At 66.9% G+C, this 24,640-nt stretch carries 22 protein-coding genes; 13 read left to right on the forward strand and 9 right to left on the reverse strand.

What is annotated here, in order from left to right:
- Window positions 1-20 precede the first annotated feature (20 nt).
- Window positions 21-719 carry a protein-L-isoaspartate(D-aspartate) O-methyltransferase gene (locus BW41_RS12040; RefSeq protein WP_161773131.1) on the reverse strand — a complete coding sequence of 233 codons (699 nt, stop codon included), beginning with the start codon at window positions 717-719 and terminating at the stop codon, window positions 21-23.
- 676 nt (window positions 720-1,395) lie between these two features.
- On the opposite strand from BW41_RS12040, the gene BW41_RS12045 reads away from it, so the two are divergent.
- The 5 genes from BW41_RS12045 to BW41_RS20565 all read left to right on the forward strand — a co-directional run bounded on the left by BW41_RS12045 (window position 1,396) and on the right by BW41_RS20565 (window position 8,418).
- Window positions 1,396-1,848 carry a hypothetical protein gene (locus BW41_RS12045; protein WP_152542285.1) on the forward strand — a complete coding sequence of 151 codons (453 nt, stop codon included), beginning with the start codon at window positions 1,396-1,398 and terminating at the stop codon, window positions 1,846-1,848.
- Between the two features lie 274 nt (window positions 1,849-2,122).
- On the forward strand, window positions 2,123-2,920 hold the full coding sequence (locus BW41_RS12050; RefSeq protein WP_051583459.1) for a TnsA endonuclease N-terminal domain-containing protein: 798 nt from the start codon (window positions 2,123-2,125) through the stop codon (window positions 2,918-2,920).
- Between the two features lie 4 nt (window positions 2,921-2,924).
- Entirely contained in the window at window positions 2,925-5,099 is a 2,175-nt protein-coding gene (locus tag BW41_RS12055) for a Mu transposase C-terminal domain-containing protein (protein ID WP_037534691.1), read from the forward strand.
- Window positions 5,096-6,724 carry an ATP-binding protein gene (locus BW41_RS12060; protein ID WP_037534692.1) on the forward strand — a complete coding sequence of 543 codons (1,629 nt, stop codon included), beginning with the start codon at window positions 5,096-5,098 and terminating at the stop codon, window positions 6,722-6,724. The genes BW41_RS12055 and BW41_RS12060 overlap by 4 nt, the downstream gene beginning before the upstream one ends.
- A gap of 2 nt (window positions 6,725-6,726) precedes the next feature.
- Window positions 6,727-8,418 carry a TnsD family Tn7-like transposition protein gene (locus tag BW41_RS20565; RefSeq protein ID WP_081793065.1) on the forward strand — a complete coding sequence of 564 codons (1,692 nt, stop codon included), beginning with the start codon at window positions 6,727-6,729 and terminating at the stop codon, window positions 8,416-8,418.
- Window positions 8,419-8,830: 412 nt separating this feature from the next.
- Here BW41_RS20565 and glmS read toward each other — a convergent pair whose 3' ends face one another.
- Genes glmS through glmU form a run of 4 tightly spaced genes read right to left on the reverse strand, consistent with a single transcriptional unit; the run spans window position 8,831 to window position 12,795 of the window.
- Window positions 8,831-10,654: a glutamine--fructose-6-phosphate transaminase (isomerizing) gene (gene glmS, locus BW41_RS12070; protein ID WP_037534695.1), complete on the reverse strand. Its 1,824-nt coding sequence runs from the start codon at window positions 10,652-10,654 to the stop codon at window positions 8,831-8,833.
- 14 nt (window positions 10,655-10,668) lie between these two features.
- A complete protein-coding gene (locus BW41_RS12075; protein ID WP_037534696.1) occupies window positions 10,669-11,046 on the reverse strand; it encodes a PIN domain-containing protein in 378 nt (125 codons plus the stop codon).
- Window positions 11,043-11,417 (reverse strand): ribbon-helix-helix protein, CopG family, encoded by a 375-nt coding sequence (locus BW41_RS12080; RefSeq protein WP_037534698.1) that lies wholly within the window; start codon window positions 11,415-11,417, stop codon window positions 11,043-11,045. Before BW41_RS12080 ends, BW41_RS12075 begins: the two co-directional genes overlap by 4 nt.
- Before the next feature lie 25 nt (window positions 11,418-11,442).
- Window positions 11,443-12,795, reverse strand: a complete 1,353-nt coding sequence (gene glmU, locus BW41_RS12085; protein WP_037534788.1) for a bifunctional UDP-N-acetylglucosamine diphosphorylase/glucosamine-1-phosphate N-acetyltransferase GlmU — start codon at window positions 12,793-12,795, stop codon at window positions 11,443-11,445.
- 61 nt (window positions 12,796-12,856) lie between these two features.
- Here glmU and BW41_RS12090 point away from each other — a divergent pair, with 61 nt between their 5' ends.
- Window positions 12,857-13,564: an HAD family hydrolase gene (locus BW41_RS12090; RefSeq protein WP_037534700.1), complete on the forward strand. Its 708-nt coding sequence runs from the start codon at window positions 12,857-12,859 to the stop codon at window positions 13,562-13,564.
- Window positions 13,565-13,878: 314 nt separating this feature from the next.
- Here BW41_RS12090 and BW41_RS21825 read toward each other — a convergent pair whose 3' ends face one another.
- The 4 genes from BW41_RS21825 to BW41_RS12110 are packed head-to-tail and all read right to left on the reverse strand — an operon-like array spanning window position 13,879 to window position 16,399.
- On the reverse strand, window positions 13,879-14,865 hold the full coding sequence (locus tag BW41_RS21825; RefSeq protein WP_037534702.1) for a nucleotidyltransferase domain-containing protein: 987 nt from the start codon (window positions 14,863-14,865) through the stop codon (window positions 13,879-13,881).
- Entirely contained in the window at window positions 14,850-15,704 is an 855-nt protein-coding gene (locus BW41_RS21830; RefSeq protein ID WP_037534703.1) for an HprK-related kinase A, read from the reverse strand. The genes BW41_RS21825 and BW41_RS21830 overlap by 16 nt, the downstream gene beginning before the upstream one ends.
- Entirely contained in the window at window positions 15,701-15,967 is a 267-nt protein-coding gene (locus tag BW41_RS12105; RefSeq protein WP_037534705.1) for an HPr-rel-A system PqqD family peptide chaperone, read from the reverse strand. Before BW41_RS12105 ends, BW41_RS21830 begins: the two co-directional genes overlap by 4 nt.
- Window positions 15,968-15,970: 3 nt before the next feature.
- Window positions 15,971-16,399 carry a hypothetical protein gene (locus BW41_RS12110; protein ID WP_037534707.1) on the reverse strand — a complete coding sequence of 143 codons (429 nt, stop codon included), beginning with the start codon at window positions 16,397-16,399 and terminating at the stop codon, window positions 15,971-15,973.
- A 450-nt stretch (window positions 16,400-16,849) separates the two neighbouring features.
- Here BW41_RS12110 and BW41_RS12115 point away from each other — a divergent pair, with 450 nt between their 5' ends.
- From BW41_RS12115 to phoB, 7 genes are all read left to right on the forward strand, one after another.
- Complete coding sequence (locus BW41_RS12115) at window positions 16,850-18,073, forward strand: ATP-binding protein (RefSeq protein WP_037534708.1); 1,224 nt, start codon at window positions 16,850-16,852, stop codon at window positions 18,071-18,073.
- A gap of 54 nt (window positions 18,074-18,127) precedes the next feature.
- Window positions 18,128-19,183 carry a substrate-binding domain-containing protein gene (locus tag BW41_RS12120; protein ID WP_037534710.1) on the forward strand — a complete coding sequence of 352 codons (1,056 nt, stop codon included), beginning with the start codon at window positions 18,128-18,130 and terminating at the stop codon, window positions 19,181-19,183.
- Between the two features lie 391 nt (window positions 19,184-19,574).
- Window positions 19,575-20,951 (forward strand): phosphate ABC transporter permease subunit PstC, encoded by a 1,377-nt coding sequence (gene pstC / locus BW41_RS12125; RefSeq protein ID WP_037534712.1) that lies wholly within the window; start codon window positions 19,575-19,577, stop codon window positions 20,949-20,951.
- Window positions 20,944-22,200, forward strand: coding sequence for a phosphate ABC transporter permease PstA (gene pstA / locus BW41_RS12130; RefSeq protein WP_051583460.1), 1,257 nt, complete (start codon window positions 20,944-20,946; stop codon window positions 22,198-22,200). Before pstC ends, pstA begins: the two co-directional genes overlap by 8 nt.
- On the forward strand, window positions 22,194-22,955 hold the full coding sequence (pstB, locus tag BW41_RS12135) for a phosphate ABC transporter ATP-binding protein PstB (protein ID WP_443026779.1): 762 nt from the start codon (window positions 22,194-22,196) through the stop codon (window positions 22,953-22,955). The genes pstA and pstB overlap by 7 nt, the downstream gene beginning before the upstream one ends.
- Before the next feature lie 10 nt (window positions 22,956-22,965).
- Complete coding sequence (gene phoU / locus BW41_RS12140) at window positions 22,966-23,655, forward strand: phosphate signaling complex protein PhoU (protein ID WP_037534717.1); 690 nt, start codon at window positions 22,966-22,968, stop codon at window positions 23,653-23,655.
- A gap of 6 nt (window positions 23,656-23,661) precedes the next feature.
- Window positions 23,662-24,354 carry a phosphate regulon transcriptional regulator PhoB gene (phoB, locus tag BW41_RS12145; RefSeq protein ID WP_037534719.1) on the forward strand — a complete coding sequence of 231 codons (693 nt, stop codon included), beginning with the start codon at window positions 23,662-23,664 and terminating at the stop codon, window positions 24,352-24,354.
- Window positions 24,355-24,640: the final 286 nt, after the last annotated feature.

Consider the following 24,640-nt stretch of genomic DNA (forward strand, 5'->3'; position numbering starts at 1 on the left):
AACGCCCGCCGCCGGCATCCTCATGTGACCGGCGCTCCGAAGCACCAGGTTGACGTGCGGCGGCTCAGCCCCGGTCGATCGGGCGTGAAACCGCGGCCGGTCAGCGGCACGAACATCGCCCAGCCCAGCGAGCAGCGATCGAAATGGCCATCGGCGGCCTTGGTATAGACTTCCAGATGCTCGGTCGCGGTCGATGGCCCGATCGGCATCACCAGCCGCCCGCCGATGCGCAACTGATCGAGCAGCGGCTGCGGCACCGCCGCCGATCCCGCGGTCACGATCACCGCGTCGAACGGCGCCCGATCGGCCCAGCCGGCAAACCCGTCGCCGTGCCGCACCGTGATGTCGCGATAGCCGCGGCGGCGCAGGACGGCGGACGCGCGGGTGGCGAGTTGCGGGACGATCTCGATCGTCCAGACCTTCGCGCCGAGTTCCGCCAGCAGCGCCGCCTGATAGCCGGAGCCTGTTCCGATCTCGAGCACCCGCGATCCCGCTGTGATCCGGGTCGCCGCGGTCATGATCGCCATGACGTAGGGATCCGAGATAGTCTGGTTCCAGCCGATCAACAACGGCGCACCGATATAGGCGCCGCGCCGCGCCCGTCGCGGCACGAACGCCTCGCGCGGCATCCGCGCCTCGGCGGCGATGGCGGCGACGAACACCGGGTCGTCCCGCAGCGCCGGCACGTCCTGCGCCGCCGCCAGGATCGACGCGATCATGCGGGCGCGTTCGGGCCCGCGGTCGATCGTCCCACAGGCTGAGGGCAACAGCGTAAGCGGCAGCATTAAGGCAGGCATTTTAGCAACGATGCGGGCCTTCCTGCGAAGGCTTGTCGACGACAACCGCCGCGTCATGCCCATCGCTCAACGCAGCATTGCAATTTTATGGCGCCCGGCGCTTTGCGCAAAAGCGGGCCATGATCGTAATGAAGAGGGCGGTCGTCAGCAGTAGTCGTGCTATCGCCCAACACAATTTTTCCTATCCGCAATACCAGCCAGCCGTCCGATCTACCCTCGACCGACACAGGAGCAAGACCACGAACCATTCATTGGGAATTTGTATAATGCCTGACCGTAGTTTGTCGTCCAGACTGCGAACCCCGCCATAGTACCTTCGTTGAACCTCTCGCAGTCGTTCGCGGCATTTGATCCGCTCCCCGCCCAGTCAGATCGCCGTCGAGGCGGGCGCGTCCATCTCCCCCTCCCGCGATGGTCAACACGTACGGGATCCATCCTCAAAATGTAGTCAATACGACGGAACGACTACCATACCACCCTCGTTCAGCCAACGCGCACGCGGTTCACAGGGGGCAGGAAAGGAATTTTACGCCGTTAACTTCGAAGTCAAGTAGTCAAAAGGTTGACTCATCATCCACTGATGGGTCAGGGTCGTTCAATGAGCCGAGATGATTCGCAAAATGCCGGCCGGGTGATCCTGGTGAAGGAGCAGACGGTACGAGCGCGCATCGCGGCGGCTGAAGAAGAATTGCGCTCGATCGATCAGCGGCGCGTGGAATTGCTGACGGTGATTGCCGCCAATCGGGAGATCCTCGGCTACTTCGGCGATGCATCCGCCCCGACGGAAAACGCCGAAAGCGATCGGCGTCGCACTTCGATCAGGGAGATGCTGATCGACGTTCTCGGCGAAGCCGAGAAGGCCTTGGGCGTGCGCGAGATGATCGATCTGATCGCCGTACGCTTCGACCGGCATCTGGTGAGAACGAGCGTCTCGCCCGTGCTGAGCAAGATGGAAGCCCGCGGCTTGGTCAGGCACGTAGGCACGAAATGGATTTGGAATCGAATGGGGTCGTCCGCTGGAACGGACGACCCCGAAGATGGCGTGGAGTGAGACCCGCGTCCCTCTCGACCGGCCGAAAGGCTCAACCAAGAAAGGATCACCGATGACGTAACCGGAAAACCAGTGACGATCTCGGAGGAAACCAGCCAGATAACTGTGTGACAGGCTGACGATTCGCCGTCAACCGCCATTCACGCGGCCTGCTCTTTCCTGATCGCCGACAATCGGGCCATCGTCACTGGCGATGGCCGCCTCGCTCATGACGGGCTCGATTCTGCAAGGCTGCCGCCCTGCGGGCGGGATCCGTGCGTCCTCAGGAAGAAACATGGCCAAGAACCGTACTCGGCTGACCGAGAAGCGCATCGCAAAATTGAAGAAGATGGGCAGAGGCATGGGTTGCGGCCCGGACTATCTGCCCTGGGTCAAGATCCACGACTTTTCCTCGATGGGAAGGGCCAAGCGCAGGCTCGGTCAAAAGTCGGGACGGGTCATACACTTGATGTCCGATGGCGAGGAAGACGTGTTCCTGGCGCTTGATGCGTCGCGCGACGTGCTGGACATCCGCGAGCAGTATCCGCTCGCACGAACTCAGACCATCATGATCGCAGAGCGCCTAGGCGTACCTCACCCCCGTGCGGACGGCGTCGATATCGTGATGACGACCGACTTCCTCGTCGATCTGAAGGGGGGTCGGCAGAAGGCGATCGCGGTCAAAACCGAGAACGATCTCGAAAGGCGCCGCGTCCGGGAGAAGCTCGACATCGAGCGCCTGTACTGGACTGCCCGCGGCATACCCTGGCATTTGATCACCAAGGTCGAGGTGGACAATGCCGCACGGCTCAATCGGCAGGAAGTCGCCGAATGGCATTCGGTGAAGGATCTCACGACGCCAGCCGAAGTGTGGGACGCGCGGGGGCATGCCCTCCTGCTAGCGATCGCAGAAGCGCCGTCTACGCCGCTGCTCGGTCTGCTGAAGAGCGTCGAGACCGATCATGAGTGGGTACCCGGTACCGGCATCTCGACGCTGAAGCGCCTGCTTGCGCTCGGGTTGCCGACCAAGCTGTCGGATGATCGACTGGACCTGCAGGCTTCGACGGACCAGCTCTCGTTGGGATCGGAGTAGGCGCATGCTGCTACAGTACGATCTCGTCGAAGTCGCGGGAGATCCACCGATCCTGTTGAAGGTGGTCTGGGCCGATGCGGCTCGTGGCTTGTTCGCGTTGAAGGATGCAGGGACGCCGAACGAATGGCCCCGGCTTTACGACCTGCCGGAGGTGACCGAGTTGGTCGCCTCCGGTCTCTGGACTCCGCGCCCTGGCGAAATGCCCTTGTTCCGTGATCCGGCATACCTTCCCGAGGAGCACAGAAACCACCGTGACCATCATTGGAGCGCACTCCAGTCTCTCATCGAGGATAGTCTACCGAGGCTGTTCTTGAAGCGTGACAGGTGCATGCTTCTGAAAGAAGCGTCGGAAACGTTCGGAATTCCGTTAAGGACGATGCGCCGCGATCTGCAGCGTCTGTTCGATCGGGGCATTCACCGAGACGCACTCCTGCCTGATTGGCATCATGTCGGCAATCCGGGCAAACCGAGGCTGGCAACGGAGGAAGGCGTAAAGCGCGGACGAAAGCCGTCGGGCGACGCAAAGCCAGGCGTCAACGTCACCGAGAGCATCCGGCGCCTCTTCATGATCGCCTCGGACATCGGCAGTCGCAATCGCAAGATGACGCTGCTCGACACGTATCATCTGTGCATGCGCATGTTCTTCGCAGAGGATGTCGGCGAGATCACTGGCGGGAAAAGCCGGCTGATCGCGGTGGGCGAGTACCAGGAACGTGGGCTCCCGCGGTACGAGCAATTCGCCTATCATGTGCGCAAGGAGGTGGATGTTCTCGACGCGCTGCGTCGGCGCATCGGCGGTCGTCAGTACGAGATGAAGAAGCGCGCACTGCTGTCGAACTCAACGCAGGAGGCGTGGGGACCAGCCGCCCGATACCAGATCGATGCAACCGTCCTCGACGTCTACATCCGTTCGCGCAAAAGCAAGAAGCGAGTGGTCGGTCGACCGACCCTCTACGTCGTCATCGATGTCTTCTCGCGCATGATCGTTGGCATATCGGTGACGCTTGAACACCCCTCATGGGCATCGGCGATGATGGCACTCGCCAATGCTGTCGGGGACAAGGTGAAGTTCTGCGAACGCTACGGTATCACGATCACACCCGAAGAATGGCCCTGCAACCACATATGCGGGATCCTGGAGGGCGATCGCGGCGAGATCGAGTCCGCGAACATCGATCACGTGCTCCAGCGCTTCAACATGACCGTGGAGAACGCCGCGGCTTTTCGGGCCGACTGGAAGGGGATCGTCGAATCCCGTTTTCGCATCCTGCAGCAATCGTTCAAGGCCTACGTCGACGGCTATGTCGAGACCGATTTCAGGGTGCGCGGGGGCAAGGACTACCGCCTCGATGCCGTGCTGGACATCGATGAGCTCACCCGGATCATCATCCGTAATGTCCTTCATTACAACAATGCGCACGAGTTGACGAAATATCCGCGGCATCCCGGCATGACCGAGGACCGCGTACCGTCCGTTCCGAGGGAGATATGGAATTGGGGCGTCGCGAACGTCGGTGGATTGCCACGCACGCCACGCGAAGACGTGTTTGCGTTTTCTCTGATGCCGACAATGAAAACGTCGGTGAGACGGGAAGGCATATACTTTCACGGCCGCCACTACACCTGCCACCACGCCGTAGTGAACAAGTGGTTTGAAAAGGCCGGTGAGGCCCGGTTCTCGGTGACCATCAGCTACGACAAACGAGACAGTGATGAGATCTACGTCCACGATCCCAAGGATCCGAAGGGCTTCCACGTTGCCGTGCTGACGCCTGGCAGCCGCCACCAAAAGGGCATGAACGGCTGGGAGACCGACGCGAGCCTGAAGGAGGACAAGCGCATCGCGCAGGAACGGCGTGACGAGCAGACCCTCGAGAAGGCCGCGACCGATGCTGCCAACGAGCGAGAGGTGGAGGAAGCTCGCCGCAAAGCGGCGCTCAAGCCGGACCTGCGGTCTGCCGCTCAGAAAGTCAGCAACATCCGTCAGGATCGCAGCGACGAGCAAGCGACCGAAATTTTGGGAGAAGTGGCAGACTTCAGATCGCTGCTCCGTCCCGACCCGCCGACTACTGGCGGCACAGACCCGACACCCCTCGGGCAGGTGAACGGCTCGTCATCGGGCAATTCCCGCCCGAGCGTGCGTGAACGATTGCGAGCGGCAGGAAGGATTAGGTCATGAAGGACGCGGCCTGGTTGCCAGAATACGAGAACAATCCCTTCACCAAGGTCCTCGGCCCGCCGCCGGATTTTGCCCGGCAGTACGAGATTCTCGAGGCGAAGCCCGACTTCGACCCGGCTGAACGCGAATTACCGCATCATCTGCGGCGTCATGCAGTGCTGCGGCTCTTCGACATCATGGCGCCGCTGGAGCGACAGGTAGACGCCGTCGAACGCGTCCATATGATCGTCCGGCAGGGTTACAAGGCGCGAGATCCGGCAAAGGGGCTGCACAAGCGACAGTTCCTGGCGAGCGCGTCGGCGATTGAACGGTTCGCCGAGGGTCTGCCCATCGACGAGGCGACATCGCTGATTGCCGTCGAGCATGGCAGTGCGGCAGTCGGCTTTGCTCTGCTTGGCGATCCGGGCATGGGCAAGACGCGAACGGTCGGCCGGATACTTGCATCACTCCCGCGCATCGCAAGGCCGGAAGGACTATCGTACGAGGTGGTGCAGTTGCCGTATCTGAAGGTGGAGGCACCCTCCACCGGTGGACGTCGCGCGCTGTGTATCGACCTGATCACTGCGGTCGACGAGGTGCTGGGGACGAACTACGTTAACACCTTCGTCAAGTCGAAGGTGACCACCGAACGATTGATGCTGCACGCGCAGCACCTCGCAAATCTTCACGCGATCGGGCTCCTCGTCATCGATGAGGTGCAGCACCTCCTTCTGTCGCGGGACGGCGTGAAGCCGGTCATGAACTTCCTCGTCACGCTGGTGAACCGGCTCGGCATCCCCGTGATGCTGATCGGCACCAATGAGGCACGCCCGGTAATCGAGGGATCCTTCCGGAACGCTCGCCGGGCGATGGGGCTCGGTCAGCTGAACTGGCCGCGTTTGAGGCGCGGCGAAGAGTGGGAAGACTGGCTGGCACAGGTCTGGGGCTACCAATGGACCAAGGTCGAAACTCCGCTCACGCCCGATCTCAGCGAGGCGATGTTCGACGAATGTCAGGGCGTAATTGACGTCGCCATGAAGCTGTTCCTGCTGACCCAGTTTCGAGCCATCCTGAACAATGAGGTTCGCGATCTTCCCGAAATCATCACGCCGGAACTCATCCGGGCGATAGCCAAGGAAGAATTCAAGGTAATCGCACCCATGATACAGGCCATGCGGGACGGCCGCGACGATGTTCTCGCCGCCTATCCGGATCTTGAGGATTTCCACGCTCACATAAACCGGCTGTTGGCCGGTGACACCAATATGGCCATGGACGAATTCAGGCAGTTGCGTGCGCTGCGCGAACGCGTCGCCGAGGCTCGCCGCGAATCCGCCGAGGCTCCGTGGATGGGATTAAAAGCCGGTCTTCTGACACGGGGTCATGCACCCGAGGTCGTGGATCGCGTGATCGCGGAGGCGATTCGGCGCAACGCGGCCGACGATCTTTTCGGCATGGCTGACACCATCAACGTGCTCCTCGAAACGGAACCCAAACCGACCAGGAAGCCCCCCGTGAAGCGAGCCGTGAAAGCTCCGCCTGCAGGTAGCATTCAGGACGTCGGTCGCGCGGCTGCCGGGGACGTTCACGCGAAAATGTCAGCCGCCGGCATGATCAGCACATTGGACGACGTGTTGTCGGCGTGACTGTGTACCGCCCCGATATCCACGCAGATGAGCTTGTTTACGGAATAATGGCCCGCAGGCGTCATCATCTGGGCCAGCCGTCGAATGCGGCGGCTGGCGTGGATGTCTTTGGTACGAGAATGACGGTGGCGGCGCCCGACCTTCCCGGGCATCTGCCGGAAGTGGCGGCTGCCCTGGGCTTGCCGGTGGACTGCCTGATCGAGGGGCATACCCTCCTCCCCTACTATCTGGCTTTCCAGTCTTCGGACGTTCGACGGCGTGCGATTGACGTTATGCGTCGCGGGGATGCCACACGCGTGCATCACTGGCTGGGCTTGACGGCCTTCCGGGTCGACGCGCCCAAGGTTCTTCGGTTTTGCCCTGCGTGCCACGTCGATGAAATGGACCGGCTCGGGGAGCGGCTATGGCTGCGCGCCCACCAGCTGCCGGGATCGGTCGTCTGCCATGTGCATGGCGAAGTGCTACGATCTAGCCGAGTATTTCCGCGTCAGCTCAGGCGAAACCAGTTCATGCGCGCCACCGATGAATCCTGCCCTGTCCCTCCTGTTGCGAGGATTCGTCCATCGGCACTGCCTGTGCTGCTCGACATCGCTAAACGGCAGGCCGCGCTTTGTTGCGAACCGCGTCAGCCTCGATCCGCCACGGATTGGATGCCGCTGTATCGGCGGCGGCTTGCCGAGGCGGGGTTGATGCGCTCGCGCCACAAGGTCGATCAGCGGCGCCTCGCCGACGCATTGTCGGATCACTTCGGCGCGTCAGCGGCCTATCTGCCGCAAGCCTGCCGCCAGCTTGGTGCGGGAGGATGGCAGGAGGAGCTCGTCCGTACGCATCGAAGGGCGATACACCCGCTGCTCCATGTGATGATGGAATCCTTCCTCGATGTCGCCGCGCCGGTGACCGATCCGTTCGGCCGCGGCCCTTGGCCGTGCTTGAACCCTCTTTCCGAACACAACGGCGACCACCGCATCCGCGAGATGGATCGCTATCGAAACCGCGACGCCGTGGTCGGCGTTTTCGCCTGTGACTGCGGCCATTCCTACACTCGTGGAATTAGCCCGGAGGGCGTTCTGCTACCACCGCGGCTGAGATCTGCGGGCCCGCTGCTGGATAAAGCATTGCATCGCCTCGTCCGCCCGGGCGCGCCGTTGCGCGAGACGGCAAGGCGGGTCGGCATGGACCCGAAGACCATGATCCGTCATGCGCTTTCGTTGGGGCTCGCCATACCATGGACCACCCGGTCGTCAGGACGTGCGATCGCTCCGTCCATCCGGGCTGAGCTGCCCGACGACGGCCACATGCCAAAGCCGAAGGTTCGAAGCGTTCGAAAGGCCCGGGTCGATTGGCAATCGATGGACATCGATGTGGCGGCAAAGCTGAGAGGCGCGGCGCGGTTGATCGCTGCCGAACTGCCGCCGCGCCGCGTCACGCTTGCCGAGCTCGAGCGTCGGGTGGCCTCGGTCGGTTGGATCGCAAAGCGCCGGGGCAAGCTTCCGAGTTGCGCATCGACGGTCGTGGACGTGGCCGAAGGGCTGGACGACTTTCAACGACGTCGAGCGAGATATTTCTGCCGGTTGCTGGGGGATGGCGCTCCCGCTTGGCAGGTCATGCGCGCGGCCGGGCTCAGGTGCCGTCACCTCGGGATGATCGAGGACGAATTGCGCGATCTCCGGAGGCCGATCCGCCGCGCGGCGTGACGCGGAGGAGCTGGAGTCTCCTGCCGATGTCAGGATGGTTTTTCGAGGACAAGACCGTCAGCCCATCCGCAAACACCAAGCTCTATTCCTGACCCCTCGAGCGGTGACCGTTGGAAACGGACAATCTTTATTACCGACCTTTTCGCCGATCTCGGCGACGATGCGCGGAAATGGACAATCTTTATTCCTGACCATTTCATCATTTTGCACGGCGGCGGGCGAAAATGGACAATCTTTATTCCGGTGTCATTTTCAAGAGAATGACAAGCATTTCGATAAATTGGGCGGAATGGACAAGCTATATTCCAGAGTTTGCCCGTCGTAAAACGGACAAACTCTGGAATTGGACAAACTATATTTTTTTGGACAATCTTTATTCAATGTCCACACCAGACGTGCGGGGATCCGCGTCTCACTCCACCGTGACGGACTTGGCGAGGTTGCGCGGCTGATCGACATCCGTGCCCTTGGCGACCGCGACGTGATAGGCCAGCAGCTGCACCGGGACCGCATAGACGAGCGGCGCGATCAGCGGATGCACCTTGGGCATGGTGATCGTCGCGACGCAATTCTCGCCCGCCGCCTGGATGCCGTCATAGTCGCTGATCAGCACGACCTTGCCGCCGCGCGCCTGCACCTCTTGCATGTTGCTGACGGTCTTCTCGAACAGCGGCCCCGACGGCGCGATGACGATGACGGGGACATTCTCGTCGATCAGCGCGATCGGCCCGTGCTTCATCTCGCCCGCGGCATAGCCTTCGGCGTGGATGTAGCTGATCTCCTTGAGCTTGAGCGCGCCCTCCAGTGCTAGCGGATAATCGGTGCCGCGCCCCAGGTAGAGGACGTCGCGCGCCGAGGCGATGACCCCGGCCATCTCCTGGATCGATTCGTCATAGGCGAGCGCGGCGTTGAGCGATGCCGGCGCCTCGCCGAGGTGGCGGACGATCTGCTTCTCCTCGCCCGGCTTGAGCTGCCCCTTCACCTGCGCGAGGTTGGCGGCCAGCGCGGCGAGCACCGCGAGCTGGCAGGTGAACGCCTTGGTCGAGGCGACGCCGATCTCCGGCCCGGCATGCGTCGGCAGCAGCAGGTCCGCCTCGCGCGCCATCGAGCTGGTCGGCACGTTGACCACCGCGGCGATCTTCTGCCCCTCGCTCTTGGCGTGGCGCAGCGCGGCGAGCGTATCGGCGGTCTCGCCCGACTGGCTGATGACGATCATCAGCCCGCCCGGCTCCATGACCGGCGCACGGTAGCGGAATTCGGAGGCGACATCGAGATCGACGGGCACGCGCGCGAACTGCTCGAACCAATATTTGGCGACCATGCCCGCGTAGAAGCTGGTGCCGCAGGCGACGATGGTGACGCGCTTGATCGCGCCGAGGTCGAAATCGGGGATCGGCAGCGTGACCCGCTCCTCCATCCGCTGGAGGTAGGAGCGCAGCGTCTGCGCGACGACGATCGGCTGCTCGTAGATCTCCTTGAGCATATAGTGGCGGTGATTGCCCTTCGAGATCAGCTCTCCGGTGACGCCGGAGATGGTGATCGGCCGCTCGACGGGGTGGTTGTCGCGATCATAGACCTGCGCGCCCTCGGCGGTGCAGACCACCCAGTCGCCCTCGTCGAGATAGGCGATCCGCTGCGTCAGCGGCGCGAGCGCGAGCGCGTCCGAGCCGAGATAGGTTTCGCCCTCGCCATGGCCGACCACCAGCGGCGAGCCGAGCCGCGCGCCGATCAGCAGTTCGGGATGCTTGCGGAACAGGATGGCGAGCGCGAATGCGCCGTGCAGCCGCGGCAGCACCTCGCGCACCGCGGCGATCGGATCGAGCCCCGCCTCGACCTTCTCGCTGACCAGATGCGCGACCACCTCGGTATCGGTCTCGCTGGTGAAGACGCGGCCGCGCGCGATCAGCTCGTCGCGCAGCGGCTTGAAATTCTCGATGATGCCGTTGTGGACGACCGCGACCTCGTCGGTCGCATGCGGGTGAGCGTTGTTGGTGGTCGGGCCGCCGTGCGTCGCCCAGCGCGTGTGCGCGATGCCGGTGGTGCCGGGCAGCGGATGCGCGGCGAGCTCGCGCGTCAGGTTGACGAGCTTGCCCGAGGCGCGCCGCCGCTCGATCGCCCCGTCATGATCGGTGGCGATCCCGGCCGAGTCGTAACCGCGATATTCGAGCCTGCGCAGCCCGTCGAGCAGGCGCTCCGCGACGTCTTCCGTGCCGACGATTCCAACGATTCCACACATAGTCGGTACTGCCTTCAGATCAGGTAGGGGACGCGGATGCCCGGCATGGATGCCGGAAAATCGCGAATATTTCGAGTAACAAGAGTGCGACCATATCGCATTGCGCTGGCAAGGATGATCGCATCCGGCGATTTCAGCCGCAAGCGTTCGCGGCGCAACGCCGCGGCGCGCAGGGCGATATCGGCATCGATCTCATCGACGTTGAAGCCATGCAGGAACGCCTCCGCCTCCCGCACCAACTCCGGCATGCCTTTGGCGAGCACTTCCACCCAGACCATCCGACTGACCCAAGCGCCGCCGGCGTCGCGGGCACGCCGAATCTCTTCACGGGCCGGGATGAAGCCCGCCAGAGCATCGATGACGATGTTCGAATCGAAGGTCGCAGTGATCATGCCGGATCGGGATAGATCGGCTCGGGATAGCGACCGGCCACCATGTCCAGATAGACCTGGCGTTGCCGGTCGTCCTCGGCGTCGAACAGATCGGGGAATTCCGCTTTGACCGCTTCGTAATCATCGTCCCACGGTCGCGTCCAGCTGGCCCGTTCGCGCCGCTGCCATTCGACGGCATCGCCGATATCGGTGCGGTCCTTCCACAATCCGAACCCGCGATCGAGCCAGTCCCCGTTCTCCGACTGGGACTGCGCCCGGAACGTCGATACCGCCTCGCGGAGCATCGCCGCGCGCGACCGGCCGAGCGCGGCGGCGCGCTGATCGAGCCATTGCAGATCATCGGCTGGGATGTCGGCGAGCACGCGGGTCATGCCGGTATGATATCACGCAGTGATATCACCCACCACCCTTGCGCGCCGCCATCATCGCGCGGAAGCGCGTCGCCCAGCCGGGCTTGGCGACCTGCGGCGGGCGGACGAGCGCCAGCGCCCCGGCCTCGACATCCTGCGTCACCACCGATCCCGCCGCGACGATCGCGCCGTCGCCGATCGCCACCGGCGCGACCAGCGCCGAATTCGACCCGATGAACGCGCCCGCGCCGATCTGCGTCTTATACTTGAAGAAGCCGTCGTAATTGCAGGTGATCGTCCCGGCGCCGATGTTGGCGGCGGCGCCGATGCTCGCATCGCCGACATAGGACAGGTGGTTGACCTTGGCACCCTCGCCGACCGTCGCCTTCTTGATCTCGACGAAATTGCCGACCTTGGCCTTGGCGCCGAGCACCGCGCCGGGGCGCAGCCGCGCATAGGGGCCGACCTCCGCCTTCGGGCCGACCGAGGCGCCCTCGACATGGCTGAAGGCGTGGATCGTCGCGCCGTCGGCGATGCTGACGCCGGGGCCGAAGACGACATGCGGCTCGATCACCACGTCGCGGCCGATGACGGTGTCGTGCGCGAACCACACCGTCTCGGGCGCGATCAGCGTCGCGCCCGCCGCCATCGCCTGCGCGCGGCGCTCCGCCTGCCAGCCCGCCTCGACCGCGGCGAGTTCGCCGCGGCTGTTGATGCCGGCGACCTCGACCTCGCCGGTCTCGATGCACACCGCGCGGCCACCCTCGGCGATCGCCAGCATGACGACGTCGGGCAGATAATATTCGCCCGCGGCATTGTCGTTGCCGACCGATTCGAGCAGCCGCCACAGGTCGCGCGTGCGCACCGCGGTGACGCCCGAATTGCACAGGTCGACGGCGCGTTCGGCGGGACTCGCGTCCTTATATTCGACCATCTTGCGGATCGTGCCGTCGCTCGCCGCGATGATCCGGCCATAGGCGCGCGCATCGGCGGGGCGGAAGCCGAGCACCGCGACGGTCGGCGCGTCCGGCGCCTCGAGCCGCGCCGCCAGCCGCGCGACGGTGTCGCTGGCGAGCAGCGGCGTATCGCCGAAACAGACGATCGCGATGCCGTCGAACCCGTCGAGCGCCGCCTTGGCCTGCAGGGCGGCATGCGCGGTGCCGAGCTGCTCGCGCTGCCAGGCGATCTCGACCCCGGTGCTCGCCACCGCCGCCTCGACCTGCTCGCCCGAGGCGCCGACGACGACGACGCGCCGCGTCGCGCCGGCGCGGTTGAGACTATCGATCAGGTGGAGCAGCATCGGCCGCCCGGCGATCGGGTGGAGCACCTTGTGCAGATCGGACTGCATCCGCGTACCCTTGCCGGCGGCGAGGATGATGACGGCGAGAGCTTGGGTCATGCGCAGCGACTGCCACGGAAGGCTTGCCATTTCCAGAGCGACGCGTCACCGCCGCGCGGGCATGACGCCGATTTCATCCCGCCCCTCGCCCGCCGCGCCGTTCGACATCGTCGGCTTCGACCTCGACGGAACGCTGCTCGACACCAGCGGCGACCTTGCCGCCGCGGTCAATCACGCGCTCGCCTCGGTCGGCCGTCCGGCGCTGAGCGTCGAGGCGGTGCGGCCGATGATCGGCGGCGGCGCGCGCGCGATGCTGGCACAGGGCATGGCGGCGACCGGCGGCTGCGACGAAGCGACGCTCGACCGGTTGCACCGGCTGCTGCTCGATCATTACGAGGCGCATATCGCCGATCTGACCCGCCCCTTTCCCGGCATGATCGCGGCGCTCGACACGCTGGCGGCGCGCGGCGCACGGATCGCGGTGGTGACCAACAAGCTCGAGGCGCTGGCGCGCAAGCTGCTCGACGCGCTCGGCCTGACGGCGCGGTTCGCCTGCATCATCGGCGGCGATACGATGGGGCCGGGCAATGCCAAGCCGAGCCCCAAGCCGATCTACGAGATGCTGGCGCGCTGCGGCGGCGGCACCGCGGCGTTCGTCGGCGATTCGCTGTTCGACATCCGCGCCGGTCAGGCGGCGGGGCTGCCGACGATCGCCTGCGCGTTCGGCTTCCTGACGCAGCCGGTGGACGCGCTCGGCGCGGATGCGGTGATCGACGGCTATGCCGAGCTGGTGCCGACATTGGAACGGCTCGCCTCGCCGCCACGGTAATCGCGCGAAGACGCGAAGACGCGAAGGTGTTGCGCTCAGGGGCGCGGCAGCGCTGAAGCATCGGCGGGAGGCGAAAGCCTGCGGTGCTACGCATGCGACATCTTTGCGTTTTCGCGTGAGTCACCCTGCCGGCGGGACATGTGCGGATTCGCATCCGAATAGCGAAGGCCCCGATCACGCTCCTTTTTTCACGCGGAGGCGCGGAGGCGCGGAGAGGTCGCGGTCGGGGATGCGGCAGCTCGGATCAAAAGGGACGGATTGGAGAGCCTGCGGCGCCACGAGCGCATCGCCTCCGCGCCTCCGCGTGAATCAATTCAACGCCGCCACTTGGTCCACAGATGCCGCGCGAGCATCGCCGGCGGCATGCGCAGCCAGTGCGAGCGGACGTAGAAGGCGAAGCGGGTCGCCGGGCGGATCGGCCGACCCCAGTCGTCACGCGCCAGCACCCGGCGCAGGTAGAGCGCGTCGCCGCCCCTGAGATCGCGATGCTCCGGCGCGACCGGCGTATCGAACAGCCGGTGGCACAGCCGCAGCGCCCGTGCCGTCTCGCGGGTGAGACCATGATGTGCGGCGCGTGCGGCGAGGCCGTCGCTGCCGTGATCGTCGATCAGGCAGTGGATGTCCCACAGGTTGCGCAGCCCGCCGGCAAGGTCGCCGTCCGCGAACAGATGCGCCGCGGCGTGGACGATCAGATCACGCGGCGACAGCACCGACAGACCGTTGCCGAGCGGCTCGGCGTCGGCGAGCAGCGCCGCCGCGTCGGGGGTGATGCGCGCGGTCGGCGGCAGGATGGTATGGTGGACGTCGATCATCCGGTCGCGCGTCCGGTGGATCAGCGGCGGCAGCTCGTGCATCCAGCGCCGGTAATAGGCATCGTCATAAGGGTCGGGCTTGACCCATTCCCACCCGGCGGCGAGCAGCGCCGCCTCGACCCGGTCGAGCGCCGCGCGCGGCACGAGGATGTCGCAATCGCCGATCGACCGCCCGCGCCCGGCGAGCGACCCGGCGGCGACGAAGGCGGTGCCCTTGAGCAGCACCACCGGACAATCGAGCGGCGCCAGCGCCCGCCGCGCCATCTCCGCCTCCCACAGGGCGGCGCGGCGCCCGTTCTCCGCCGAGGCACGCGCATCGGCGAGCAGCAGCGCGACATCCTCGGGCAAGGGCAATCCGTCGAGCCGATAGGCGAGCGTGCCGAGCAATTGCTCCGCCCGCGCGGTGGTGATCAGCCCGATCCAGTCGGTATCGAGCGCCAGCGACTGCGGATCGGCGAGCGCACGGGCGAGGATCAGCGCGTCCGCCACAGCGCCTCCACCTGGTCGATCGCGGTGGCGCCGTCGGGATAGTCGATCGCCTGGGCCGGCACCGCGCGCACCAGCCGGGTCAGCGCGGTGAACCCCGCCTCGCCCATCGCGACGTAATTGGTCGAGGCCTGGGTCAGCCGGACGAACGATTCGGCCGGCGGCACGCCGCGCTTCTCGGCGGCGAAGCCGTGGCGCGGATAGAGCAGTAGCGCCGGCCGCGCCGGCTCGTCCATCGCGCCGACCGCAAGCGCATCGGGCACCATATGGCGGATGTCGCCCTTCGGCGTGCCGACCAGCAAGGGTCCGAGCTTGGCATCCGGCCGTGCGGCGATCGCGGTGGCGATGGCGGCATTCTTGAGGCTGATCAGCCGTGGGAACGGATGGACCAGCCCCGTCTCGGGATCGATCAGCGCGAATTCGTCGCTGAGGAAGCGCCAGCCGCGCGCCGCGAGCAGCGTCGCCAGCGTCGACTTGCCCGCCCCCGATTCGCCGGTGAGCAGCAGCGCCTCGCCATCGCGCGCGACGCAGGCGGCGTGGAGCAACAGGTAACGTCGACCGCCGAGCGCCAGTTGCAGGTTCATCGCCATCTCGGCCGCGAGCAGCCCGAAGCCGAGCGGCAGCGGCGCCGCCTCGGGCAGCATGTAATCGCCGCCGATGCGGATCGACGGCCGCAGCCAGCGCCGCCACCAGTGGGTCGCCTCCAGCCGCACCGTGAAGTCGGGCAGATTGGGCGAGGGGTAATAGCGGTAGAGGTCCTGCAACGCCGCGATCGGCGCGGCCCAGTCGCTGCCGACGCGGAAGCCGATCGGGCCGATGCGGACGGTGAACTGGTGCCTCATAGCGGCTCGACCAACCCCGCGACGACCAGCTCGTCGAGCCGCGCGGCGAGCGCGTCGCGCGTCGCATCGGCGACGTCGTAGCGGTCGGCGAGCCGCGCCAGCAGCATGTCGCCGTCGAGCGGCTCCTCGCCGAGCAGCGCGAGGATCTCGCGCGCCGGGCTGGCGAGCAGATGCGTGATCCCCGACGGGCGGTGGAAGATCGCGGTGAACGCGTCGAGCTCCGCGGTCAGCAGCGCCGCGGCATCCGGGGCGCGGTAGCGCATGGCTCAGCCGCGCGGCATCTGCAGCGAGGCGAAGCAGGTGAAGCCCCCCTGCCCCCGCTGCAGCCGGCGGATGTAATTCACATAGGCGCGGCTGCTCTCATAGGTCGTCCCCGGCAGCTGGGCGCCGCGGAGCGCGCGCTTGACCTCCTCGCCCTTGAACGGGCGCGCCACCGGCGGGAACGCCCCCTTGGTGCCGGACGGGACGACATTGCCCTCGGCATCGATGAACTGGCCGGCGCGGCCGAGATCGGGCACCGGGATCTCGCAGGTCATCACCGATCCCGCGGTCTGCGCCAGCGCCGGACGGATCGACACCACCGCGCCCGCGGTCACCGCGCCGAGCATCAGCACGCGCCGCCGGCTCGCCACGCCGGCCTCGTCCGGCTGCGCCTGCGCTTGCATAGGGCCGTCGTCCGGCGTCTCGTCAGTCATGCCACCCCGCTAGCGCCACTGCTTTTCACATTCGCTAACCACTGGCAAGCGCGAGCAATGTACGGTTGCGGGACGGGTAAGGATTTGGCGGGTCGGGTGAGGCCCGGCGAACGGATCCGCTCGGTCGGCGTCGGATCCCGCAGGAGCGCGTGCTTCGTGTAAGTGGACGTCGTAGCTCGACGTCAAAGTGTTCCTGCGAAAGCAGGAACCCAGGGTCAAACAGAGCAACGACTGAGACCCTTTCCAACCCTGGGCTCCTGCGTGCGTAGGAGCACTGGCGTGGTCTCGCAGAAGTACAAGGCGTTGATTTTGCGGCACGGTGGACCCGGGACCCCGTCCGGGGTGACGCAGTCGGCAAGGCGAGCTCGGATCGGGCACGAAAAGGCGCCCCGCAGAAGCGCCGCACACACCCCCTCCCCGCCGCCGCCAAGCTCGGCTAGCGAGTCGCTCATGGCTTCCCGATTCGTCCAACGGTTCAGCGGTGCGTTCGGCATCGCCTGCGGCACCGCGGCGGGGGTGTTGCTGGTCGACGGGCGGCCCGACGGCGCCGGCATCGCGCTGGTCGGCGCGATCGCCGCCGCGCTCGCGGCGATGGGGCGCGGCGACCAGGGGATCGCGACGACGCGCACCGCCGGGCCGGACGCCAATCTGCTGCTCGGCGAAGTGCTCGACGTCATCGCCGAGCCGGTGCTGCTCGTCCGCGGCGGCGTCGTCACCTGCGCCAACACCACCGCCCGCGGGCTGCTCGGGCGGCATATCGTCGGCGAGGACGTGCGCGTCGCGATCCGCCATCCCGCCGCCGCCGACCGGCTGAGCTCGACCGCGCCGCTGCCCGGCCGCCCGGTCGAGCTGGTCGGGCTCGGCAGCCCCGACCAGCGCTGGGAGATGCGCACCGGCGAGACCGCGGACGGCGCGCGCATCGTCCATCTCGTCGACCAGTCGGGCAATTACGCTGCGGAGAAGATGCGCGTCGACTTCGTCGCCAACGCCAGCCACGAATTGCGCACTCCGCTCGCCTCGATCCTCGGCTTCATCGAGACGCTCAACGAGGAGGCGGGCGAGGATCCCGGCCTGCGCCGCCGCTTCCTCGACGTGATGTTTTCCGAGGCGCGGCGGATGCAGCGGCTGGTCGAGGATCTCATCTCGCTCAGCCGGATCGAGGCGGAGAAATACCGCATGCCCGACGAGCGCGTCTCGCTCAGCGAATTGCTCGAGGACGTCGCCGCGGAGATCGCCGCCGCGCATAGTCCGCGGGCGCAGGACGTCCATGTCACGATCGACGTCGATCTGCCCGAGGTGGTCGGCGACGAGGCGCAATTGTCGCAGCTGATCCACAATCTGATCGGCAATGCGATGAAATACGGCCGCGCCGGCACGCCGGTGACCGCGACGCTCGGCCGCGATCCATCGGGATTGCTGCGCCTCGCCGTCACCGACGAGGGCGAAGGGATCGCACCGCAGCATATCCCGCGGCTCACCGAACGCTTCTACCGCGTCGATCCGGGTCGCAGTCGCAGCGTCGGCGGCACCGGGCTCGGCCTCGCCATCGTCAAGCATATCGTCGAGCGGCACCGCGGGCGGCTCGACATCGTCAGCAAGGTCGGCGTCGGCACCAGCGTCACCGTCATGTTGCCGCCGGCGGCGGCCGACGCGGGCGCTGTCATCAAAGGGTAACGAAACCGTCACACAGGCGGATGTAGCGGCACGGGGGCCGTTCGCGGGGAATCGATGCGCAGTTTTTTTCTTGGTCCGCTGCTTGCCGGGGCGCTCGTCCTCGGCGGCTGCCAGGATCAGGCGAACGGCGGCGGCGGCGGTGCCCGCGACCAGATTACCGCGGTCGGATCGTCGACCGTCTATCCCTTCACCACGCTCGTCGCCGAAACCTATGTCGCCAACCATCCCGACGCCAAGGCCCCGGTGATCGAATCGACCGGCACCGGCGCGGGCATGCGGCTGTTCTGCGCCGGCCTCGGCGCCGCGCATCCCGATATCGAGGACGCCTCGCGACGGATGAAGCGCAGCGAATATGCCGCCTGCGCCACGCATGGCGTCGGCGCGCTGATGGAGGTGCAGATCGGCATCGACGGCATCGCCTTCGCCGAGGCGAAGACCGGACCGGGAATGCAGCTGACCCCCTCCGACCTGTATCGCGCGCTCGCCGCGACGCCGCTCGGCCAGCCCAATCGCGCGCGCGTCTGGCGCGACGTCAATCCGGCGCTGCCGGCGACGCCGATCCAGGTCTATGGCCCGCCCGCGACCAGCGGGACGCGCGACGCGCTCGCCGAACTGATCCTGACTCGCGGCTGCGAGGCGATCGATCCGCGCGCGCGCCGGCTCGCGCAGCGCGATCCCGCCGCGCACGCCGCCTTGTGCACGCGGGTCCGCGAGGACGGCGCCTATGTCGACGCCGGCGAGAACGACAATCTCATCGTCCAGAAGCTGTCCGCCAATCCGCAGGCGATCGGCGTGTTCGGCTACAGCTATCTCGAACAGAATGCCGGCACGGTGAACGGCGTCGCGATCAACGGCGTGTCGCCGAGCTATGCGACGATCGCCGCCGGCGCCTATCCCGGCTCGCGGCCGCTCTATCTCTACGTCAAGGTCGCGCACCTGCGCGCCATTCCCGGCCTGCGCGACTTCCTCGCCGCTTATGCCGTCGCCTGGGGACCGGACGGCCCGCTCGTCCGCCGCGGCCTGATCGCCGCCCCGCCCGCGGTACGCGCGCGCGCCGCCGCGGTGATCGCGCAGACGATCCCGCTCGATCCGGCGGAGCTGCCGCTGTGAGAGGGGGCGCGGTCTTGCGCTTTCGCGAACGGCAGGGTGCAGGCGTAGCGCTGCTCGACCTTGGGTTCCCGCTTCCGCGGGAGCACCGTGAAGGTCGGAGCGACGATGTCGCGAGCACCCGTATTCCAGCGCAGGCGGGAATCCAGAGCCAGGCAGGCCGGCGGATCGTGTGGCGATCGAGCGCCTGCCTTCGCGTATTCCTTGGAAGGATCGTCGCCCTTCCTCCCGTTACACCACCCCGGCGGAGGCCGGGGTCCAGCTGGGCGGAGCTTCTTGGAAGACAACGACGGTTGCCCAACTGGCCCCCGGCCTCCGCCGGGGCGGTGCTTTGGGTGAGTCCGCCATCGTGCGCAAGCGCGGGCATGGACGCGCTTGCGTCGGGGGCCGTGCGATGACCCCGCTCGCGCTCGCGATCATCGTCTTCGGGCTCGCGCTGATCGGCTGGCTGGCGGCGCGGATGCGCGCGGCGACGTTCCGGCCGCCGGGCCATGCGCGCTTCACCGCATTGCCCGTCCATTACGGCTATTTCGTCGCGATCTGCGCGCTGGTGCCGCCGCTCGTCTTCCTCGCGGTGTGGAGCCTGACCGCGCCGGCGCTGGTCACCGACACGGTGCTCGCCACCCCCGCCGCCGCCGCGCTGCCGCCGCCCGGCTTCGAGCGCGCGTCGATCCTGTCGGAGGCGCGCGCGCTCGGCGCCGGGCGCAGCCATGGCGCGTTCCACGATCTCGCCGCGCAGCTTGCCCCCGCTTATGCCGCGGCGCAGACCCGCTACGACTGGATCGCCACCGCGGTGGCGCTGCTGCTCGCCTTCGCCGGCGGCGGCCTCGCCTTCACCCGCGTCCGCCCCGATTTCGCCGCGCGCACGCAGGTCGAGCGCGTCGTCATGCTGCTGCTGCTCGCCGCGTCGCTGATCGCGATCCTCACCACCGTCGGCATCGTCGCCTCCCTGCTCTACGAATCGAGCCGCTTCTTCCGCATCGTGCCGATCGGCGATTTCCTGTTCGGCACGCACTGGAGCCCGCAGGTGATCGACCCGCGCGATCTGGGCGCGAGCCTCGGCGCGGTGCCGCTGTTCTGGGGCACCTTCTTCATCGGTGCGGTGATCGCGATGGCGGTGGCGATCCCGTTCGGGCTGATGAGCGCCATCTACCTGACCCAATATGCCCATGCCGCGACGCGCGCCTGGCTCAAGCCGGTGATCGAGATGCTCGCCGGCGTGCCGACCGTCGTCTACGGCTATTTCGCCGCGCTCACCGTCGCGCCGGCGGTGCGCGAGGTCGGCGTCGCGCTCGGCATCGCCAATGCCTCGTCGGAAAGCGCGCTCGCCGCGGGCGCGGTGATGGGGATCATGATCATCCCCTTCGTGTCGTCGATGGCCGATGATTCGATCGCCGCGGTGCCGGCCGCGATGCGCGACGGCAGCCTGGCGATGGGCGCGACCCCGTCGGAGACGATCCGCCGCGTCATCCTGCCCGCGGCGCTGCCCGGCGTCGTCGGCGGCATCCTGCTCGCGGTCAGCCGCGCGATCGGCGAGACGATGATCGTCGTGATGGCGGCGAGCGGCGTCGCGACGCTGACCGCCAATCCCTTCGCCAGCACCACCACCGTCACCAAGCAGATCGTCGACCTGCTGACCGGCGAGGCGGAGTTCGACAGCGCCAAGACGCTCGCCGCCTTCGCGCTGGGCCTGACGCTGTTCGTCATCACGCTGGCGCTCAACGTCGTCGCGCTCAGCGTCGTCAAACGCTATCGGGAGGCGTATGAATAACCCGCGCCAGCCCACCGACTGGACCGCGGCGGCGGTCGCCCGCCGGACGCGGCGGCGCTATGCCGCCGAGCGGCGCTTCCGCCTCGCCGGGCTCGCTGCCGTATGGCTGTCGGCCGCGTTCCTCGCCTGGCTGCTCGCCAGCATGGTGTGGCAGGGGACGAGCGGATTCCGCCAGACGCGCATCACGCTGCCGATCGATCTCGCCGCCGCACCGCTGCCGGTGACGCCCGCGCAGCTGCGCGGCCGCGGCGCCGATCTCGCGCTCGCCGGCGCGGGGCTCGACGCGCTGGTCGATCGCGCCGCGGTGCGGACGCTCGGGCCGGGCGGCGATGCGCTGATCTCGGATGGTGCGTGGCTGGTGGTGCGCGACGCGATCAAGCGCGATCCCGCCCTGCTCCACCGCCGCTTCACCATCGCCGTCCCTGCCGCCAGCGCGATCGACGTCGCCGCCAAGCACGACGGCACGCCGGCGGCGGAGGCGATGGTGGCGACGCTCGACGCACGCGGGCTGCTCGGCATCGGCTGGAGCGGCGGTTTCCTCACCGCCGCCGATTCGACCGATTCGACGCGGGTCGGCATCTGGGGGGCGCTCAAGGGATCGCTGCTGACGATGGCGGTGACGCTGGCGCTCGCCTTCCCGATCGGCGTGCTCGCCGCGCTCTATCTGGAGGAATATGCGCCGCGCAACCGCTGGACCGACCTGATCGAGGTGTCGATCAACAATCTCGCCGCTGTGCCGTCGATCATCTTCGGCCTGCTCGGCCTCGCTGTTTTCCTCGGCACCTTCCACCTGCCGCGCTCGGCGCCCCTGGTCGGCGGCCTGACCCTCGCGCTGATGACGATGCCGGTGATCGTCATCACCGGGCGCAACGCGATCAAGGCGGTGCCGCCGTCGATCCGCGACGCCGCGCTCGCGGTCGGCGCGTCGCCGGTGCAGGTGGTGTTCGATCACGTCCTGCCGCTGGCGCTGCCCGGCATCCTCACCGGCACGATCATCGGCATGGCGCGCGCGCTCGGCGAAACCGCGCCGCTGCTGATGATCGGCATGCGCGCCTTCATCGCCTCGCCGCCGGGCCGGCTGACCGATCCGGCGACGGTGCTGCCGGTGCAGATCTTCCTGTGGTCCGACGATATCGACCGTGGCTTCATCGAAAAGACCAGCGCCGCGATCATCGTGCTGCTCGTCGTGCTGCTGGCGATGAACGGCATCGCCATCTATCTCCGCAACCGGTTCGAGACCCGCTGGTGACCCCCAAGATTTCCGCCCGCGACGTCAGCGTCTTCTACGGCGCCAAACAGGCGATCGATCACGTCTCGATCGACGTCGACCGCGATACCGTGCTCGCCTTCATCGGCCCGTCGGGCTGCGGCAAGTCGACCTTCCTGCGCACGCTCAACCGGATGAACGACACCGTCGCCTCCGCCCGTGTCACCGGCGAGATCCTGCTCGACGGCGAGGACATCTATGCGAGCGGCATGGACGTGGTGCAGCTGCGCGCGCGCGTCGGCATGGTGTTCCAGAAGCCCAATCCCTTCCCCAAGTCGATCTATGAGAACGTCGCCTACGGCCCGCGCATCCACGGCCTCGCCACCGCGCGCGCCGATCTCGACGCGCTGGTCGAACAGTCGCTGCTGCGCGCCGGCCTGTGGGACGAGGTCAAGGACCGGCTGTCGGACAGCGGCACCGCACTGTCGGGCGGCCAGCAGCAGCGGCTGTGCATCGCCCGCGCGATCGCCGTCGACCCCGAGGTGATCCTGATGGACGAACCGTGCAGCGCGCTCGATCCGATCGCCACCGCGCGGATCGAGGAGCTGATCCACGAGCTCAAGGGCCGCTACGCGATCGTCATCGTTACGCACAACATGCAGCAGGCGGCGCGCGTCTCGCAGAACACCGCCTTCTTCCATCTCGGCCGGCTGGTCGAATTCGGGGCGACCAGCGACATCTTCACCAATCCGCGGGAGGAGCGCACCCGCGATTACATCACCGGTCGCTACGGCTGAGGACACGGACATGCCATTGGACCATACCGTCAAGGCGTTCGACGCCGACATCGGCCAGCTACGGGGCATGATCTCGCAGATGGGCGGTCTCGCCGAGGATGCGATCGCGCAGGCGATGCAGGCGCTCGCCCGCCCCGATCCCGCGCTCGCCGCAAGGGTGCGCGCCGACGACAAGGCGATCGACGCGATCGAGGCGGAGGTCGAGCGGCTCGCGGTCCGCATCATCGCGCTGCGCGCGCCGATGGCGGTCGACCTGCGCGAGGTCGTCGCCGCTCTCAAGATCGCCGCGGTGGTCGAACGGATCGGCGACTACGCCAAGAACATCGCCAAGCGCGTGCCGTTAATCGAAGGCGAGCATCGCATCGAGCCGATCTCGCTGCTGCCGTCGATGGCGCGGATGGCGAGCGACATGGTCCGCCACGCGCTCGACGCCTTCGCCGCGCGGGATGCCGAGGCGGCGGTGCGCGTCGTGCAGAGCGACGCCGCGCTGGACGATTTCTACGACAGCATCTTCCGCACCCTCGTCACCTACATGGTCGAGAATCCGCGCACGATCAGCCAGGTCGCCCACCTGCTGTTCGTCGCCAAGAACCTGGAGAGGATCGGCGACCACGCGACCAACGTCGCCGAAATGGTCTATTTCGCTGCAACCGGCACCCAGATGGCCGACCGCGACCGCGGCGGCCCGGACAAGGACTGAACCCAGATGGCCCGCGCTTCCATGTTGCTGGTCGAGGACGATGCCGCCCTCGCCGAACTCCTGATCTATCATTTCAAGCGCGAGGATTTCGACGTCGCGCACACCGCCGACGGCGAGGAGGCCTTGCTGCTCGCCAAGGAGAAGGCGCCCGATATCGTGCTGCTCGACTGGATGGTCGAGGGCCTGTCGGGGATCGAGGTCTGCCGCCGCCTGCGCCGGATGACCGAGACGCAGAACGTGCCGATCATCATGCTCACCGCGCGCGGCGAGGAGGAGGACCGGATCCGCGGGCTGGAAACCGGCGCGGACGATTACGTCACCAAGCCCTTTTCCCCGCGCGAGCTCGTCGCCCGCGTCAGCGCGGTGCTGCGCCGCGTCCGCCCGGCGCTCGCCGGCGAGGCACTGACTTATGACGACATCGAGATGGATACGGTCGGCCACAAGGTGCGCCGTTCGGGTGAGGTGGTGCCGCTCGGGCCGACCGAATTCCGGCTGCTCAAGCATTTCCTCGAACATCCCGGCTGGGTGTTCAGCCGCGAACGGCTGCTCGACGCGGTCTGGGGCCATGACAGCGACATCGAGAGCCGCACCGTCGACGTCCATATCCGCCGGCTGCGCAAGGCGATCAACATCGGCAACCGCCCCGACCTGATCCGCACCGTCCGCTCGGCGGGCTATTCGCTCGATTCAGGAGCCTAGGCAAAGGCCTCCCGCCGCGTCCGCTCCGGAGCCCGGGCTCGGAGCGGATGCGACGTCATGACGGCTCGGGCACGCGACCGATCCGCCGACCGGATAGAATCGCCCGCGAAACGATGGAGAAAAGGCCGCATTGGGACGTTCAGCGCAGGCGTTGACAGATAGTGACGCATGAGATTCGAAGAGGAGATCTTGCGATGAAGTTCATCCTGCTGGCCGCCACGGCGTTGCTCGCCGCCCCGGTCATGGCGCAAACGACGCCCGCGCCGACCGACGGCCAGACCATGCC

It is taken from the genome of Sphingomonas sp. RIT328, assembly GCF_000632225.1.
GTDB classification, from domain to species: Bacteria; Pseudomonadota; Alphaproteobacteria; order Sphingomonadales; family Sphingomonadaceae; genus Sphingomonas; species Sphingomonas kyungheensis.

Excerpts from the sequence above, each read along its gene's own strand:
- BW41_RS12040 (WP_161773131.1), bottom strand. The coding sequence starts at position 719 with ATGATCGCGTCGATCCTGGCGGCGGCGCAGGACGTGCCGGCGCTGCGG.
- BW41_RS12045 (WP_152542285.1), top strand. The coding sequence starts at position 1,396 with ATGAGCCGAGATGATTCGCAAAATGCCGGCCGGGTGATCCTGGTGAAG.
- BW41_RS12050 (WP_051583459.1), top strand. The coding sequence starts at position 2,123 with ATGGCCAAGAACCGTACTCGGCTGACCGAGAAGCGCATCGCAAAATTG.
- BW41_RS12055 (WP_037534691.1), top strand. The coding sequence starts at position 2,925 with ATGCTGCTACAGTACGATCTCGTCGAAGTCGCGGGAGATCCACCGATC.
- BW41_RS12060 (WP_037534692.1), top strand. The coding sequence starts at position 5,096 with ATGAAGGACGCGGCCTGGTTGCCAGAATACGAGAACAATCCCTTCACC.
- glmS (WP_037534695.1), bottom strand. The coding sequence starts at position 10,654 with ATGTGTGGAATCGTTGGAATCGTCGGCACGGAAGACGTCGCGGAGCGC.
- BW41_RS12075 (WP_037534696.1), bottom strand. The coding sequence starts at position 11,046 with ATGATCACTGCGACCTTCGATTCGAACATCGTCATCGATGCTCTGGCG.
- BW41_RS12080 (WP_037534698.1), bottom strand. The coding sequence starts at position 11,417 with ATGACCCGCGTGCTCGCCGACATCCCAGCCGATGATCTGCAATGGCTC.
- glmU (WP_037534788.1), bottom strand. The coding sequence starts at position 12,795 with ATGACCCAAGCTCTCGCCGTCATCATCCTCGCCGCCGGCAAGGGTACG.
- BW41_RS12090 (WP_037534700.1), top strand. The coding sequence starts at position 12,857 with ATGACGCCGATTTCATCCCGCCCCTCGCCCGCCGCGCCGTTCGACATC.
- BW41_RS21830 (WP_037534703.1), bottom strand. The coding sequence starts at position 15,704 with ATGAGGCACCAGTTCACCGTCCGCATCGGCCCGATCGGCTTCCGCGTC.
- BW41_RS12105 (WP_037534705.1), bottom strand. The coding sequence starts at position 15,967 with ATGCGCTACCGCGCCCCGGATGCCGCGGCGCTGCTGACCGCGGAGCTC.
- BW41_RS12110 (WP_037534707.1), bottom strand. The coding sequence starts at position 16,399 with ATGACTGACGAGACGCCGGACGACGGCCCTATGCAAGCGCAGGCGCAG.
- BW41_RS12115 (WP_037534708.1), top strand. The coding sequence starts at position 16,850 with ATGGCTTCCCGATTCGTCCAACGGTTCAGCGGTGCGTTCGGCATCGCC.
- BW41_RS12120 (WP_037534710.1), top strand. The coding sequence starts at position 18,128 with ATGCGCAGTTTTTTTCTTGGTCCGCTGCTTGCCGGGGCGCTCGTCCTC.
- pstC (WP_037534712.1), top strand. The coding sequence starts at position 19,575 with ATGACCCCGCTCGCGCTCGCGATCATCGTCTTCGGGCTCGCGCTGATC.
- pstA (WP_051583460.1), top strand. The coding sequence starts at position 20,944 with ATGAATAACCCGCGCCAGCCCACCGACTGGACCGCGGCGGCGGTCGCC.
- phoU (WP_037534717.1), top strand. The coding sequence starts at position 22,966 with ATGCCATTGGACCATACCGTCAAGGCGTTCGACGCCGACATCGGCCAG.
- phoB (WP_037534719.1), top strand. The coding sequence starts at position 23,662 with ATGGCCCGCGCTTCCATGTTGCTGGTCGAGGACGATGCCGCCCTCGCC.